The following is a 1373-nucleotide window of genomic DNA, read 5'->3' as shown; positions in this document are numbered from 1 at the left end:
GGCCGGCCGGCCGCCGGCCGCCGCTTCGCGCACCCGGCACCGTCGGCGGGACGAACGCCGGCGACACCGTGAACATATGTGGACGATGCCCAGGGCGCAGTGAGCGCACGGCAGCAGGCATCATGTGGAGGAGGCGCTGTGAGCAGCGACCCGTGGGGGCGCGTCGACGACGCGGGGACGGTATACGTGCGTACTGCCGAGGGCGAGAAGGTCGTCGGCTCCTGGCAGGCGGGCTCTCCTGAGGAGGCCCTCGCCTACTTCACACGCAAGTACGACGGCCTGGTCGTGGAGATCGAGCTGCTGGAGCGGCGGGTGAAGACCACCGACCTCTCCGCGAAGGAGGCGACGGCGGCCATCGACCACCTGCGCGAGCAGGTCGAAGCCGCGCACGCCGTCGGCGACCTCGACGCGCTCGCGCGCCGGCTGGACGCGCTCACCGGCACGGTCGAGAAGCGTCGTGAGGAGCGCCGTGCGCGCAAGGCGCAGCAGAGCGAGGAGGCGAAGCAGGCCAAGGAGCGACTCGTCGCCGAGGCCGAGGAGTTGGCCGGGAGCGAGCAGTGGCGGGCGGCGGGGGAAAGGCTCCGCGCGCTCGTCGACGAGTGGAAGCGCCTCCCCCGCCTCGACCGCAGGACCGACGACGAGTTCTGGCACCGCTTCTCGCACGCACGCTCCGCCTTCTCCAAGCGCCGCAAGGCGCACTTCGCGCAGCTCGACGCGCAGCGCGAGGAGGCGCGCAAGCGCAAGGAGAAGCTCGTGGCCGAGGCCGAGGCGCTCTCGCCCTCGCGGGAGTGGGGTCCGACGGCGGCCAAGTACCGCGATCTGATGCAGGAGTGGAAGGCGGCGGGCCGGGCGCAGCGGGAGCACGAGGAGGACCTCTGGAGCCGCTTTCGGGCCGCGCAGGACGTCTTCTTCTCGGCCCGCAACGAGGTCTTCGCGGAGCGCGACGTCGAGCAGCGGGAGAACCTCGCCCGCAAGGAGGAGCTGGCGACGGAGGCCGAGAAGCTGCTCCCGATCGGCGACCTCAAGTCGGCCCGCGCCGCCTTCCGTTCGCTCAACGAGCGGTGGGACGCGATCGGCCACGTCCCGCGTGACGCGCGTCCCAAGGTCGAGGGTCGGATGCGCGCCGTCGAGCAGGCGATCCAGGAGAGCGAGGAGGCCGAGTGGCGCCGTAGCAACCCCGAGGCGCGGGCGCGCGCCGCGGGGCTGACGGGGCAGTTGCAGGACGCCGTCGACAAGCTGCGGGCGCAGGCCGACAAGGCGCGCGCGGACGGCAACACGGCGAAGGCGGAGAAGCTGGAGCAGGAGCTCCAGGGACGTCAGGCGCTGCTCGACGAGGCGCTCAAGGGTCTGGAGGAGTTCGGGGGCTGACCGCG

1 protein-coding gene is annotated in these 1373 nt (G+C 72.5%); it reads left to right on the top strand.

Going from position 1 to position 1373, the window contains the following annotated elements; genetic code table 11:
• Positions 1–138 precede the first annotated feature (138 nt).
• Complete coding sequence (locus tag UWG_RS0101725; protein ID WP_016905477.1) at positions 139–1368, top strand: DUF349 domain-containing protein; 1230 nt, start codon at positions 139–141, stop codon at positions 1366–1368.
• Positions 1369–1373 lie beyond the last annotated feature (5 nt).

It is taken from the genome of Streptomyces xiaopingdaonensis (assembly GCF_000262345.1).
Classification (GTDB): Bacteria; Actinomycetota; Actinomycetes; order Streptomycetales; family Streptomycetaceae; genus Streptomyces; species Streptomyces xiaopingdaonensis.
The sequence above is the reverse complement of the archived record's forward strand: the minus strand, read 5'-3'. Positions and strand labels throughout refer to the sequence as shown.